The organism is Longitalea luteola, from assembly GCF_017356035.1.
Classification (GTDB): Bacteria; Bacteroidota; Bacteroidia; order Chitinophagales; family Chitinophagaceae; genus Niastella; species Niastella luteola.
Genome location: NZ_JAFIQX010000012.1, coordinates 113,697 through 128,043 on the forward strand (window position 1 = coordinate 113,697; position 14,347 = coordinate 128,043).

The following is a 14,347-nucleotide window of genomic DNA, read 5'->3' on the forward strand; positions in this document are numbered from 1 at the left end:
CATTTATAATACCTGAACATAACTATTGTTTATGCGTTTCACAACGAAATTACTTTTCGCTGCGTTGCTCCTATTGTCCTTACAGCGCGTAACTGGCCAGATCCTGAAACCGGTACGCTGGAGTTATGGCGCTAAAAAGACCAGTGCTACCGAAGCTGTTGTATTCATTAAAGCCACGATCGATGAAGGCTGGCATTTATACTCACAGCATGTAGCTGAAGGTGGTCCGGTTAAAACAACCTTTACATTCCCCGCTTCAAAAGAGTATACATTGAACGGCAGTACGCAGGAACCCAAACCCATTGTACGGATGGAAAGCGCTTTCAATATGCAGGTGGCGTTCTTTGAAAAATCGGTGATCTTTCAGCAAAAGATAAAACTGAAAAAACAACAAACAACGGTAAAAGGCAGTGTTGAATATATGACCTGCAATGATGAAAAATGTTTGCCGCCCGACACGCAAGCTTTCAGCATTCCTATTAAGTAATCGTTTATTTCTGGTACTATGTCAATTCGATCCCACCTGAATACGGGGCTCAGCAGTTTGCTGTTGATCCTGTTTTTATTGACCGGCATTCAGCCAGCGTTTAGCCAGGACACCGTTTCTACAGACGATGTGGAGTTTACGCCGATAACCGATAGCGTTCCTGCTGTTTTAGATACGGCAAGCCGGACCGTCATGGATTCAGCTGTTGCTGTACGGACGGTGGTAAAAGCGGCCGATGCCGCTGCGCCGCAATCCCTGCCGGCCATATTTATTGCCGGTTTGCTGGGTGGTTTTGCTGCTGTGCTCATGCCTTGCATATTCCCGATGCTGCCGATGACCGTGAGTTTCTTTACAAAAAGCGCAACGGGAAAAGGCGCTGTGGGCAGGGCGGTGATCTATGGGCTTAGCATTATTGTTTTGTATGTATTGCTGGGATTACTGATCACGGTACTATTTGGCGCCGATGCATTGAACGATCTGTCGACGAACGGCATTTTCAACTTTTTCTTTTTTGCGCTGCTTGTCGTTTTTGCCGCTTCGTTCCTGGGCGCTTTTGAAATTGTATTGCCTTCGGGTTGGGTAAATAAAGTAAGCAGTAGGTCGGGCAGCAAAGGACTAGCGGGCATATTCTTCATGGCGGCCACGCTGGCACTTGTGTCCTTTAGTTGTACCGGTCCTATCATTGGAACATTATTAGTGCAGGCCGCTACCACCGGCGCCCTGCTGGGGCCTGCTGTAGGCATGTTCGGTTTCTCCTTTGCGCTGGCGTTGCCTTTCACCTTGTTCGCTTTATTTCCTTCCTGGTTGAATGCATTGCCCCGCTCAGGCGGCTGGCTCAACAGCGTGAAAGTGACATTGGGTTTTATTGAGCTGGCGCTGGCGCTGAAATTCCTGAGTAATGTAGACCTGGCCTATCACTGGAACTGGTTCGACCGCGAAGTGTTCCTCGTATTGTGGATCGTGATCTTTGGCTTGCTGGGTATGTACCTGCTGGGAAAACTGCGGTTCAGTCATGATAGTGCCGTAACCCATATAACCGTACCACGATTGTTCCTCTCGATCATTTGCCTTGCATTTACCATTTACCTCGTGCCGGGCTTATGGGGTGCGCCTTTGAAAAGCGTGAGCGCTTTTTTACCGCCCATGTCGAGCCAGGATTTTGATCTGTCATCAGGTATTGGTCATGAAAAAAATAAAATAATTGATGTGCCCAGGAAGTATGCGGATCTTTTTGAGGCGCCGAAAGGATTTCAACCTTTTTTTGATTATGAAGAAGGTATAGCCTACGCTCAACATACAGGTAAGCCGGTAATGATTGATTTTACCGGCCATGCCTGTGTGAACTGCCGCAAGATGGAAGCGAATGTGTGGCCCGACGGGGAAGTGGCAAAACTCATCAATGACGAGTATGTACTGATACAATTGTATGTAGATGATAAGACCAGTTTGCCGGATCCCGAACAATACACAACACCGGAAGGACGCCGGATAAAAACGATCGGCAATAAATGGAGTTTCCTGCAAACCAGTGTTTTTAAAGCCAACTCGCAACCTTTTTATGTATTGCTCGATCCGAAAACAAAACAGTTACTCGCGCCGCCGCAGGGCGCCGATTACGATGTAACCCGGTATAAACAATTCCTGAAGAATGGCTTGTCGTCGTATGAGCAGCTGGTGAACTAAACCGTACGTTCGATATAGTAAAGGCGTGGCACACTGTTAAAGTTTGTCACGCTTTTTTTATTGGTAAAACTGATTGAGCCGGATTTTATCCTAATTTAATGGCTCATTCCATGGAAATTAAAAATAATTTGATGAAACTTCCTTTGACCGCCACGGTGGTTTTTCTTTTATTTGCATCCATTATAAAAGGACAATCGAAAGTGTGGACTACATCAGCGCAGCCATTAAAAGAAATTGAGCAGTTACGTAAACTGATTAAAGCACCGGTTTTTAAGAATAAAGATTTTGTGGTAACCAGTTATGGCGCCAAAGGCGACGGCGTTACCAAAAACACGGAAGCCTTCAAAAAAACGATCGAAGCCTGTAATGCCAATGGCGGCGGAAGGGTAGTGGTGCCTGCCGGCAAATTCCTCACCGGTCCCATCTATCTTAAAAGCAATGTAAATCTGCACTTACAGGATAATGCTACCATTCTTTTCAGCCAGGACCCCAAAGATTACCCGATCGTTTTCACGCGCTGGGAGGGCATGGAATGTATGAACTATTCGCCCCAGATCTATGCCTGGAAAGAGGAGAATATAGCTATAACGGGGACGGGTAAACTCGATGGCAATGCCAATAAGGAAGCCTGGTGGCCCTGGTGCGGAAATCCAAGATTTGGCTGGAAGCAAGGTATACCGAGGCAGCAGCCCGACAGAGACAGCCTGCATGTGCTCATGCGTAACCAGGTTGATCCGCGCAAAAGGGTATTTGGTGAAGGCCATTATTTACGGCCCAGTATGTTGCAGCCTTATCATTGTAAAAATATCCTGATCTCGGGCGTAACAATGATCAGCTCACCCATGTGGTTTATCAATCCCGTGATGTGTGAAAATGTAACGGTAGAAAAAGTAAAAGTAGAATCGCGCGGGCCTAATACCGACGGCTGTGACCCTGAGGCCTGCAAGAATGTATTGATCAAAGATTGTTATTTCGATACGGGCGATGATTGTATAGCCATTAAATCCGGACGTGATGAAGATGGCAGAAGGATCGGCCGGCCCGCCGAGAACCACCTTATTGAAGGATGCCAGATGAAAGCAGGTCATGGCGGAGTGGTGATCGGTAGCGAGATAGCCGGTGGCGCGCGGAATATCTATGCCATCAACTGTACCATGAACAGTCCCCAGCTTGACCGCGTATTACGGATCAAAACAAGTTCATCAAGAGGCGGCGTTATCGAGAATGTGTTTATGAAAGATGTTAAAGTGGGTACGTATAAAGAATCAGCTGTACATTGTAATATGTTTTATGAAAAGCCAGGCAGCTTCATTCCTGTAATCCGGAATATCTGGGTGGAGAACCTTCACGTAGAAGATGGCGGTGAATATGCAGTGTATGTGCATGCCTACAAAGATTCCCCGGTGCAGCACCTGAAGATCGTTAACAGCACTATCAATGGTGTTAAAACGCCTATGAAGATAGATCATGTGAAAGACATGGAGCTGCAGAATGTGATGATCAACGGGGAACCAGCCAAAATAACTGCTGCGCCTGCCATGCAATGAGCTGTTAAACTGTTGGCAAAAAAGAGCTGGCGCTTTTGAGGCGGAAGTAAACGATATAGTGTAAGGCTTACTAAATAAATAAAGGAGGATCGCCCGTTTGCGATCCTTTTTTTGTTGGCTCATTCTCATCATCAGCACCCAATTGTGCGCCTGTTTATTGTCCCTTACCAGGTTGATTTAATAATCTGCCTGTCCGATCTCGAGTTTGTAAATTTTATTGTTGGCGTCAATATGGAATTTGAAATAGGTTTTGAAATTCCCCCAGGTGTCGCTATGAAATTTTCCATAAACAGACCGGCCACTGTCCTTCACTATATCAACGCTGGTGAATCGCTCGGTGCCGATGGCCCGGGTAGAGAACTTTTGAAAATCCCGCGGGCGGCCATCATCCAGCAATTGTGCATCTTTTGTGAAATGCGAAAGCCATAATGGTGAGTCGCCTTTTTGCCAGGCCTCAAACGCAGATCTTACAATGGGATTGCTTAGCTTGCTTGTATCCATATATATTGTTTTAGCATATTTTTTATTGCATTCACTTTTTACTTCCGCAGCCACACCGCCAACGGATAAAATAAACGCGATCAGTAATCTTGGGAAATGCATGATTGTAAATTTGAAAGTGATGGTATGATGCTGCTATTTACGCCATAGCGCCATTTACGCCAATGGTTTGTCCGCTGATCCATTTGGCCTCATCGCTCGCCAGGAAGCTGACTACTTTGGCTATGTCTTCCACTTCGCCCAGGCGATTAAAGGCGTTTAGCGAGGCGAGGCGGTCAATCTGCTCCTGGGTTTTTCCTTTGGTGAACAATTCAGTGTTGGTAGGACCAGGCAGGATGGCGTTTACGGTGATACCTCTGTTGCCTGCTTCTTTGGCAAACACGCGGGTCAGTTGTTCTACAGCGGCTTTGGTGGCTACATACGTTGAGTAAGAGGGCGTCATGACACGGGTTTGCGTGGTTGATGTATTAATGATGGTGCCTCCGTTGGCCAGTTTCGTAGCAGCCTCGCGCATGGTGTTGAAGGTGCCACGTACATTGATCTCGAATTGACGGGTAAAATCTTCATCGGTAGTGTCTTTCAGCAGTTTGGTGATCATGATGCCGGCATTGTTGATCAGCACATCTATCCTGCCAAAATGAGCAATGGCGGCATCGAACAGGGCGGTAACTTCGGCAGGTTTACTTACATCGGCTTTCAGGGCAATGGCATCACCACCATTATTCCTGATGGCCTTAACTGTTTCATCGGCTTCGCTTTGAGAGCCTGCATAATTGATCACTAATTTAGCACCATGGCCGGCTAATTGTTTAGCAATAGCAGCGCCAATTCCTCTTGAAGCGCCTGTTACCAATACCACTTTGTTGTTTAACGAGTTCATAAGACTTTGTTTTTATTTGTTGTATTTGTTTCAATTGACAACACAAAGATGGCTCATGAACGGCGCCCTGAACGTACAAGGATTACAGCATGAGTTGCAAATTTCTAAGATCGGCTCTTAAAACAACGGTGGCTGTCCCACTCAGGCAGGTATGTGTTGATAACCATCCATTTAATGTTTGGGTTGTTCAGCGGCAGGAGAATAAGTCTGGTAAACGTCTTAATCAAACAATCGGTAGCTATGGGTGGTGGCATCACAATTGAAGCTGAAATGCATCTATTGGCGCAGTCCGTCATTACGATGGACACCATCTTATCAGCAGAAGGAGGCAGGGCGGTTAAAATAAAACAGATAAAAGCATAAGGCGATATTCAACAGATCAACGAAGCTATGCACGCCTGTTGAAAGGCGATGTAAAATATCACTTCGTCATTGATATGAATTCGCTGATAAAAGTATAAGATCAAAAACAACATAACCACGCATTAATGGCTAGGGTATTTATTACAGGTTCGGCAGATGGCCTTGGGCAGTTGGCAGCAAAGGCATTGATAGAACAAGGACACCAGGTGCTGCTGCATGCACGCAATGAAAAAAGAGCCGGGGAGGCGTTGGCCAGTGTACCCGGTGCTGAAGGGGTGGTGACGGCCGATCTTGGCAATATGGAGCAAACAAAACAGCTCGCTGCAAAAGTGAATGCGTTAGGCCGTTTTGATGCCGTCATCCATAACGCGGGCGTTTATAACACTTCAGCAAAACATATCCTCATGGTGAATACCCTGGCGCCATATATTCTCACCTGCCTCATACAAAGGCCGCAGCGCCTCGTGTACCTCAGTTCGGGCATGCATATACAGGGACGCTTTGAACCGTTAGCTCTCAAAACCGGCAATCGCATTACCTACTCCGATTCAAAGCTGCATGTGGTAATGCTTTGTAAAGCGGTAGCCCGCAAGTGGCCGGATGTATACGCCAATGCACTGAACCCCGGCTGGGTACCTACAAAAATGGGTGGGCCGGGTGCTCCCGACAGTTTGGAAACCGGGTATAAAAGCCAGGTATTGCTGGCCGTAAGCAATGAGGCCAAGGTGAAAGTAAGTGGGCGTTATTTTAGCCGGTACAAAGAAGCAAGTGCTAATCCGCAGGCCGATGATGTACAACTGCAGGAGAAGCTTTTACAGGTTTGTACCGAATTGACGGGTGTTTCGTTTCCTGAAGAGGTTTAGCAGGCAACAATGCCCTGAATGTTTGAAATTCATAAGGATTGGTTTGTTTTTCATAACTTCAATGTGAATAACCGCGATTATCTTTAGCCAGCCTGATACTACGTAGCGACATTTTTAAAGCCGATAAAACGATCAGTATGGCAACTAAAGGACCGCACAACGAAGATCCCAACGACAAAGCGCTCAATAAAGGGAGAAGAGAATTTTTAAAACATTCTTCACTGCTCACGGCGCTGGCAGTAGCGCCGCCTCATTTAGTCAAAGCAGCCGAATCGGCATTAGATGAAAAAGCAGCCGTTTATTTTGAACAGGTACCACTATCACTGGAGGTGAATGGCGTTCATCACAAATTGTCTGTTGAACCGCGTGTTACTTTACTGGACCTGCTTCGCGAACAATTGGCTTTACCGGGCACCAAGAAAGGATGTGATCATGGGCAGTGTGGGGCCTGCACCGTGCATGTAAACGGAAGACGTGTTCTTTCCTGCATGTCGTTGGCTGTTATGCAGGAAGGAAAAAAAGTGACTACTATTGAGGGACTGGCCAATGGCGACCAGCTGCATCCCATGCAGGAAGCCTTTATCAAACACGATGGCTTTCAATGTGGTTATTGCACGCCGGGGCAAATAATGTCGGGCATAGCCTGCATCCGCGAAGGACATGCTAATTCTGATGAGGAGGTCCGCGAGTATATGAGCGGTAACATCTGCCGGTGTGGTGCTTATCCCAATATTGTTAAGGCAATTGCCGATGTAAAAAAGGGAGGGCATAAGTTATGATCAATTTCGAATACCTGCGTGTTTCAACCCCCAAGGCCGCCATTGAGGCATTGAGCAGGGATAACACGTCACAGTGGATCGCCGGTGGCACGAACCTGATCGATCTGATGAAGAAAGGCGTTATGGCGCCCCAGAAGCTTATTGATATCAGTAACCTGCCTTTAAAGGAAATTAAAAAGGAGGGCAATAAGGTTCACATCGGGGCAATGGCCCTGAACAGCGATGTGGCGGAGAACGAGCTTATACAAAGAGAACAACCGCTGTTATCCCTGGCGCTGGCCGCCGGCGCCTCGCAACAGTTGCGCAATATGGCTACTGTTGGCGGTAATATGATGCAACGCACCCGCTGTCCATATTTTTACAATACCGATCTGCCCTGCAACAAACGACAGCCTGGTAGTGGCTGTGGTGCTTTAAAAGGTTTTAACCGGATGCATGCCATCTTTGGCGCATCTGATAAATGTATTGCCGTTCATCCGAGCGACATGTGTATTGCGCTGGCAGCTTTAGACGCGATGGTATTGGTGAATGGGCCAAAAGGAGACCGACGCATTCCCTTTACCGATTTTCATCGCCTGCCAGGTGACACCCCGCAAAAAGACAATACCCTCGAAAGAGGCGAATTGATCATTGGAATAGAAATACCGGACAATCCTTATAGAAAGAATGTGCATTATTTAAAAGTGCGTGACCGTAGCTCTTATGCATTTGCGCTCGTATCAGTGGCCGCGGCAATGGATCTGGAGGGCGGCACCATCAAGGATGCCCGACTGGCCATGGGTGGCGTAGCCCACAAACCCTGGCGACTAAGCGAAGTAGAAACCTGGTTAAAAGGTAAGTCGGTTTCAGACGCTGTGTTCCGTGAAGCAGCGCAGCTGGCCATGCGCGGTGCAAAAGCATATGGGCAAAACAACTTTAAATTAAAGCTGGCACCCAACGCCATCGTTGAAGCATTAAAAGCAGCCACCCAAAAAACATAAAAGAAAGCTATGGGTAAGAACTTCTTTTTCGACAGGAATGAGCCTGTTCCCATTGACCGGGTAGACGGCAGGGCAAAAGTAACCGGTACGGCCACCTATGCAGCCGAATACAAAACACAGCAGATCGCCTACGGCTTTTTAGTGGGCAGCACCATAGCAAAAGGCCGTATTAAAAGCCTGGACACAAAAATGGCGGAACGGGCGCCGGGAGTGCTTTCCGTTATTACTTATTTAAATGCACCGAAGCTGCCAGGTTATCAAACCGGGAAAGACCCTTCCAAACCACCTACAGCCGGACAGCCGCTGCGCATTTTTTATGACAATGAGATCTTCTATTACGATCAGCCGGTTGCGTTGGTCATAGCCGATACGTTTGAACGGGCTGTACATGCAGCTACATTGGTGAAAGCGCAATACGAAAAAGCGGTCCATCAAACGGAGCTCGATGCCAACCTCTCCAGGGCAAAAGTGCCTACCGGGCCCCGGTTTGAAGACTATAAGCGGGGTGAAGCGGATGCTTATAAAAATGCGCCGGTAAAAATAGAACAGGAGTATCACCATCCCATAGAAGTGCATAACCCTATGGAACTGGCCAGCATTATTGCCCGCTGGGAAGGCAAAGAACAGGTGACCGTATATACTAAAACGCAAGGTGTTGAAGCAACGCAGCGCTCAATCGCCGCTGCGTTTAAAATGCCTTTGGAAAATATTACTGTTAATGCTGAACATATAGGTGGTGCATTCGGTATGGGGCTCCGTACCTGGCCGTATGAAATTGCCTGTGTCATGGGTGCCCAAAAGATCGGCCGGCCTCTAAAGTTGGTTCTACACCGCGAGCAAATGTTTACCAATGTAGGCCATCGTCCTGAGACGATCCAAAAGATAGGCATGGGCGCTACCACTGATGGCAAACTGGTGGGGCTTACCCATGAAGCGATAGCAGATACATCTTCCTACGAAGAATTTACCGAAGCTACCGTAAACATTTCACGGTTCCTGTATGCGTGTCCGAATGTAACTACCCGCTACCGGTTGGTGCCTTTGAATATTTGTACACCCATCTGGATGCGCGGGCCCGGTGAAGCTACCGGTGCATTCGCGTTGGAATCTGCCATGGATGAGTTGGCGTTTGCCCTGAACCTGGATCCGCTCGAATTTCGGATACGCAACCATTCAGACACAGATCCCGAGCGCAACCTGCCCTGGTCAAGCAAGCATGTAAAAGAATGTTACGAAATGGGCGCCGAAAAAATAGGCTGGAAAGAGCGGAAACTACAGCCCCGGGCTTTAAAAGATGGAGACTGGTTAATAGGTTATGGCATGGGCACTGGCTCCTTTGGCGCTTTTCGCGGTGCAGCTACTGTAAAAATAAAGCTGGAGCCGGATGGTAAACTGTTGTTACAATGTTCGGTAAATGATATGGGGCCTGGCACCGCCACCATGATGACTTCCATCGCCTCCAACGAAATGGGATGGCCGGTAAACCAGATCAAAGTAGAAATGGGCAGCACTAATTTTCCTCCGGGGCCTACACAGGGCGGATCAACCGTTACTTCTACGGTAGGCGCTGCCGTTCAGGAAACCTGTACTGCATTAAAAGAGAAAATAGCGGAGCTGGCAGGTAAAGCGGGTTCCGCCTTTCAGGCGGTAAAAGCAGAAGACCTGAAATTTTCAGCAACCGGCATTTCCTTACAAAAAGACGCTTCCGTTAAAATAGCATACAACGAGCTGCTTACAAAAAACGGGTTGGCTGCACTTGAATTAACGAGGGAATCCAAAGCAAAGCAACAACAATCTTACTCTATGTATTCCTTCTCTGTGCATTTTGTAAAATTACGCGTGCATCCGCCTACGGGTCGCATCCGGATAGATCATGTTGTATCGTGTGCCGATGCCGGTACGATCGTAAGTCCGAAAACAGCCGCCAGCCAAATGATAGGTGGTGTGGTAGGAGGTATCGGTATGGCGTTAATGGAAGACATGGTGATCGACCACCGCTTTGGCAGACCGGTCAATAATAACCTGGCCGACTACCATGTGCCCGTGAATGCAGACATTCCACCAGTAGACGTTTTGTTTGTCAATAAAAAAGATCCGCACACCAATCCTATGGGTTCAAAAGGGCTGGGCGAAATAGCATTGGTAGGTGTTGCGCCGGCTGTTGCCAATGCAGTATTCAATGCCACCGGAAAACGGATCAGGTCATTACCGATCACACCAGATAAACTGATGGAATAGTCGCGGGTTACACGAGCTGTTTGCGGTAATCAGCCGGGCTTTGGCTGGTGTGTTTCTTGAAATAATTGCTGAAATGCGAGGCTTCGAGGAAACCCAGTCTGCCGGCAATTTCTTTAATGTTCAGCGTTTTGTCCTGCAGCAGCGCCTTGGCTTCAGCTATGGTCTTATCGGCGATCCACGCGGTAATCGATTTGCCGGTTTTACTGGTAATAACGCTTGAGAGGTAATTCACGTGCAGGAATTGTTTATCGGCGTAATCCTGAACGCGTAGCTGGGTGTCGGTCTTACCGCTGGCCAGATCGCGGAAATGTTGTTCCAGGTTTTGCTTGAAAGTTTTTACGATCTGGGAGCTGCGGTTGCCTTCATAAATAGGATTATAGTCCTGGAAGAAGTACTCTTTGATCTTCAACAACAGCGTTACTACACAACTGCCGATGACCTTGTTCTTGTAAGGCGAATGGCTATGGTGTTCGCGGTAAATGAATGTATACAGTTCTTCAATGATAACAAATTGTTCTGGTGTCAATACCCGGGGCTCAACGGTTTCTGTAAGCAGGAAAGAGAATTCGCGGTAGATATCCGGATGTACCTGTTCTTTTAAATAGGATTCATTAAATACAAGCAGGCAGGTGTCTGTGACCTTATGCCATTCGAACCGCCGGAAATTACCCGGGTTGGTAAAATAAACAGTTCCGGGCACCATTGGAAAATTAAGATCGTCGATGGTGTAGTTTCCGAAGGCATCCTTGATGAAAAGGAAACTGAAAAAATTGGGGCGGAAAGGAATGGAGGAAACAGGATATTCCTTGAAGAGATCTTGCAGGTAAAGGATCGAAAAGCCGGAGCTTTGATCGATAACGCTGTGTGATAACCCCATAAGGTCGTACAGTTCGTTCAGTGTCTTAACTACAAGATTTTTGGTTGACATGGCCCGAATGTAGGGAATTAGTTGATAAGTTAACAAATATGCCTGTAAGGTACGCCACATGAGCCGGCGCAGCTATTATGATCAGGCGCACCTTACAGGTTGGGCCGGGTGTTACTGCGTAGCACCGCCATTCACCAGTAAATGTTGTCCGTTTACGAATGAGCTCAGGTCGCTGGCGAAGAACTCGGCAATATTGGCTACGTCTTCTACTTCAGCCAGTCGTTTCATGGGAGAACTTTCGATCAATGATTTTCTCAGTTCAGGATAGCTGTTAGGATCGGCAAAGATGCCGGAGTGATCTACCGCAAAAGGAATGATGGAGTTCACGGTAACGCCACGATGGCCGATCTCTTTTGACAGTACATCAACCAGGTATCGGGGAACGGTCTTGCTTCCGCCATATATGGCCATGCCGGGAATGGGGAAAGCAGTGGTACTGGAAGCAATGTAAATAATGCGGCCATTGTTCTCCACGGTAAGAGCGGCTTGTTGCATGGTGAAATAAGCGCCTTTGGCGTTGATCGAAAACAGCCGGTCGAACTGTTCTTCGGTAAATTCGGTAACCGGTGTTTCAACCATTTCAATACCGGCGTTGGCCACTACGATATCTATCTTCCCGAATGTTTTAATGGCTTCTGCAAACAGACGTTTAATATCAGCCACTTTACTCACATCTGCCTGTACGGCGATCACCCGGGCGCCCATGGCGGTGATATTGGTTACTACTTCATCGGCCGAAGCTTTGTCGCGTGAATAATTGATAACGATGTCGGCACCAAGCGCGGCATAACGTTCTGCGATGGCTTTGCCTAATCCTCTTGCTGACCCGGTAATTAAGGCCACTTTGTTTTTTAAGGAGTTCATAAGTTGTCGTTTTAATTGTTTGAGTTATTTGTTGAGTTTGTTTGTCGCTATTGACAACACAAAAATGGCTTATGAACGGCCCCCTGAACGTACAAGGATTACAGCAAGCCTTACAAATTTCTAAGGTTGGTGAACCCGTGCGGAAAAGCACGTTATTGGCGGTTGTTTTAATGATATAAACAGAAAGCCCCTCCCGGTGTATCGGGAAGGGCTTCTTTTTAGTTGCTCTTTATTATGTTTACTGATAGCCCGGATTTTGGTAGGCCGCTTTTTCTTCGGCAGTCAATTCCATACGGTCCATCTGGTCTTGCGGTATAGGCCGCAGATAATGGGTAGGATTAATTGTACGTGTTACCAATTGTGGAGTATGATTTCCGTAAGCAGGGCCTGCAATTTCATAGGTACCGGCAAGTTCATTCCACTTTTGTGTACGAACAAGATCGAACCAGCGATGACCTTCGCCGAAATATTCCCGCGAACGTTCTGCGAGAATATAATTGATATCTATGGTGGCCGGTGTAGCAGCTACCATGGCAGCGCTGTTATCTGCAATAAACGGCGCATTGTCCTTGTTGGAAAACTTCCACTTGCCTGCTCTGGCACGAATTACATTGATCAGGTCGCGGGCGCTTTTGCCAGCTGCCGGAGTAGCGCCTTTAACAGCCGCTTCAGCAGCTATGAAATACAGTTCGGAAAATTTGGCGATCTTGAACGGACGGGTGCTTGTGGCATTTGGCTGGCCCAGGCCTGCGCCATTATCGGTTCTGTATACGCCCAGTTTCCATAAATTAGGAAATACAATCCTGCTGATGGCGCGGGGCGTGATCACCCAATCTGCCCTGCCGGTTATCTGGCCGGCGCCAATATTATTGGCAGCAGGTTTATCGGCAAAAGTAGCTCCGGAAGGATAGGTGATAGCAGGCGCCAGTGATTCATCCTCAAGGAAGGTTAGTATGGGCTGCCCCGGCGTTACTGGTAATCCGTTCGCATTGTACAAGGTGGCATTCGTTGTGCCTCCTTTTGGCCAGTTACCTCTGAAGACGGTAGTGAAAGTACCGTCATACCGAGAGTCGAGCGTTTTATCGGCAAAGGTGTTCGTAATAGCTCCGATAGTTGGCGCCATACGGGTGTAAGGCCGTCCCAAAGGCTGGGCCGCTTCGCGCTGTACAGAACTAATGCCGGCGCCGGTACCGGTAGCATCTGGTGAGCTTCTGATTACCGTATAGTTAAAGGTTACCATCCAGGTGGCGGAGTTTCTGCCATTGCCGGCCTCTGAATCAAAGCAGGCAAGACAAGCTCCGTTATAAAACTCGCTTTCCTGCGTATGATCGGCATACAGTAACATTTCCTTGTTGCGGTCATTACCTCCTACATGAAGGTCGTAGAATGTATTCTCAAGGCCATAAGGACCTGGGTTCTCTATCGCTTGAACAGCTATGTCATAGGCTTTTTGAAAGTACCATTGTGCATTTTGACCATCGGGGTCAGTCCTACTGGTTAACGGGTAGGTTGGAATGTTATTCGGATTCTGCAGCCACCAGCCATACGTTAAATACGCTTTTGCCAGGTAAAGCCGTGCCACTGTTTTTGTAACGCCACCGGTTACCCGGGGTACAGCCGGCAACTCATCAATTGCCTGCAGCAGATCGGGGAATATAGCTTTCGTATATACTTCAGGCACGGTGTTGCGCACAGATTTCCTTGAAGGCGCTGTATTGAATTTCAATTCACCTGCACCCAGATCCAAAGGCACGCCGCCAAACGTTTGCACCAACAGGAAATAATCGAAGGCGCGGAAAAACCTGGCTTCAGCGATCAGCGAAGCGGGGAAGCCACCCACAGCAGTGGCATTCTCGATGATACCACTGGCGGTATTGATGTTTGAAAAGGCGGTTCCCCATAATACATCTGAGCGGCTGCTGGCTGGTGTTAGATTTCCAACACCGCTCAGATCCGCATCCTTGAAGTTGGCATCAGCCGACTGGGCCCAGGTATATTCATCGGTACCGGTCTCCAGCGTATTATAAAAATAGGGCTGTCCGTATATAAAGCGAAGGTGGGCATATTGTGATGTTATACCGCCCTGCACGCCTTTTTCAGTTTTAAAGAAATTGGGATCATAAAAGCTGCGCGGCTCTTCCTCCAATACTTTTTTACACCTTGAAAATAACAGCATGGTACATGCTGATAATACAAGTGATTTTATAAGCAGATGTTTCATAATACTAAATGAT

13 protein-coding genes are annotated in these 14,347 nt (G+C 47.6%); 8 read left to right on the forward strand and 5 right to left on the reverse strand.

Features of this window, described 5'->3' with window-relative positions:
* Positions 1-31 precede the first annotated feature (31 nt).
* The 3 genes from JUB15_RS23730 (at position 32) to JUB15_RS23740 (ending at position 3,717) form a co-directional block, all read left to right on the forward strand.
* Positions 32-487: a protein-disulfide reductase DsbD domain-containing protein gene (locus JUB15_RS23730; protein ID WP_207515143.1), complete on the forward strand. Its 456-nt coding sequence runs from the start codon at positions 32-34 to the stop codon at positions 485-487.
* 18 nt (positions 488-505) lie between these two features.
* A complete protein-coding gene (locus JUB15_RS23735; protein WP_207515144.1) occupies positions 506-2,170 on the forward strand; it encodes a protein-disulfide reductase DsbD family protein in 1,665 nt (554 codons plus the stop codon).
* A gap of 131 nt (positions 2,171-2,301) precedes the next feature.
* Entirely contained in the window at positions 2,302-3,717 is a 1,416-nt protein-coding gene (locus JUB15_RS23740) for a glycoside hydrolase family 28 protein (RefSeq protein ID WP_207515145.1), read from the forward strand.
* A gap of 177 nt (positions 3,718-3,894) precedes the next feature.
* On the opposite strand, the gene JUB15_RS23745 is transcribed toward JUB15_RS23740, so the two are convergent.
* Both JUB15_RS23745 and JUB15_RS23750 read right to left on the reverse strand, forming a co-directional pair.
* Positions 3,895-4,218, reverse strand: coding sequence for a hypothetical protein (locus tag JUB15_RS23745; RefSeq protein ID WP_242696492.1), 324 nt, complete (start codon positions 4,216-4,218; stop codon positions 3,895-3,897).
* A 139-nt stretch (positions 4,219-4,357) separates the two neighbouring features.
* Positions 4,358-5,098, reverse strand: coding sequence for an SDR family oxidoreductase (locus JUB15_RS23750; protein ID WP_207515147.1), 741 nt, complete (start codon positions 5,096-5,098; stop codon positions 4,358-4,360).
* Between the two features lie 174 nt (positions 5,099-5,272).
* Here JUB15_RS23750 and JUB15_RS23755 point away from each other — a divergent pair, with 174 nt between their 5' ends.
* The 5 genes from JUB15_RS23755 to JUB15_RS23775 all read left to right on the forward strand — a co-directional run bounded on the left by JUB15_RS23755 (position 5,273) and on the right by JUB15_RS23775 (position 10,321).
* On the forward strand, positions 5,273-5,461 hold the full coding sequence (locus JUB15_RS23755; protein WP_207515148.1) for a hypothetical protein: 189 nt from the start codon (positions 5,273-5,275) through the stop codon (positions 5,459-5,461).
* A 125-nt stretch (positions 5,462-5,586) separates the two neighbouring features.
* Positions 5,587-6,324 (forward strand): SDR family NAD(P)-dependent oxidoreductase, encoded by a 738-nt coding sequence (locus JUB15_RS23760; RefSeq protein ID WP_207515149.1) that lies wholly within the window; start codon positions 5,587-5,589, stop codon positions 6,322-6,324.
* A gap of 137 nt (positions 6,325-6,461) precedes the next feature.
* Positions 6,462-7,103 (forward strand): (2Fe-2S)-binding protein, encoded by a 642-nt coding sequence (locus JUB15_RS23765; protein WP_207515150.1) that lies wholly within the window; start codon positions 6,462-6,464, stop codon positions 7,101-7,103.
* On the forward strand, positions 7,100-8,083 hold the full coding sequence (locus JUB15_RS23770; RefSeq protein ID WP_207515151.1) for an FAD binding domain-containing protein: 984 nt from the start codon (positions 7,100-7,102) through the stop codon (positions 8,081-8,083). Before JUB15_RS23765 ends, JUB15_RS23770 begins: the two co-directional genes overlap by 4 nt.
* A gap of 9 nt (positions 8,084-8,092) precedes the next feature.
* Complete coding sequence (locus JUB15_RS23775) at positions 8,093-10,321, forward strand: xanthine dehydrogenase family protein molybdopterin-binding subunit (RefSeq protein ID WP_207515152.1); 2,229 nt, start codon at positions 8,093-8,095, stop codon at positions 10,319-10,321.
* Positions 10,322-10,328: 7 nt separating this feature from the next.
* Here JUB15_RS23775 and JUB15_RS23780 read toward each other — a convergent pair whose 3' ends face one another.
* The 3 genes from JUB15_RS23780 to JUB15_RS23790 form a co-directional block, all read right to left on the reverse strand.
* Entirely contained in the window at positions 10,329-11,249 is a 921-nt protein-coding gene (locus JUB15_RS23780) for a helix-turn-helix domain-containing protein (RefSeq protein WP_207515153.1), read from the reverse strand.
* 111 nt (positions 11,250-11,360) lie between these two features.
* Complete coding sequence (locus tag JUB15_RS23785) at positions 11,361-12,113, reverse strand: SDR family oxidoreductase (protein WP_207515154.1); 753 nt, start codon at positions 12,111-12,113, stop codon at positions 11,361-11,363.
* Positions 12,114-12,351: 238 nt separating this feature from the next.
* The gene (locus tag JUB15_RS23790; protein WP_207515155.1) at positions 12,352-14,334 is read right to left on the reverse strand and encodes a RagB/SusD family nutrient uptake outer membrane protein; all 1,983 of its coding nucleotides are present in this window, start codon (positions 14,332-14,334) and stop codon (positions 12,352-12,354) included.
* Positions 14,335-14,347 lie beyond the last annotated feature (13 nt).